This window comes from Bacillus pfraonensis, from assembly GCF_050768835.1.
In the GTDB taxonomy this organism is placed as follows: domain Bacteria; phylum Bacillota; class Bacilli; order Bacillales; family Bacillaceae_G; genus Bacillus_A; species Bacillus_A pfraonensis.
In genome coordinates this window covers 1-286 of sequence record NZ_JAHCDO010000124.1, presented here as the reverse complement: position 1 = coordinate 286, position 286 = coordinate 1, and the positions used below count along the sequence as shown (strand labels likewise).

Genomic DNA, 286 nt, shown 5'->3' with positions numbered 1-286 from the left:
ATACTTATATTTTTTTGGAGATTAATAGCAACCGTTTTGCTGCCGATAAGTGGGACTATGGTAACTAAAACAGCACCTAACCGTATTTAAACAAGGTTAGGTGCTGTTTTTAATAACGAACGTTTCTTTTAATAAACTCCAAAATAGATGGAACCAGTAGATCCATTTTCGCATCCCTTTTCCCATGTACTCTACTGTTGCGATACGCATATAATTTATTTGCCAATTCTTCCTTATCAGTGTTGTTACGGTTCTGGTGCAAAAATCATTTGATAGAGGCATAGAA

At 35.3% G+C, this 286-nt stretch carries 1 protein-coding gene; it reads right to left on the bottom strand.

The genetic code is table 11. The features are described from left to right. Positions 1-96: 96 nt before the first annotated feature. Positions 97-286: hypothetical protein (locus KFD70_RS29400; RefSeq protein ID WP_431613567.1), on the bottom strand; the 190-nt coding region annotated here is incomplete at its 5' end.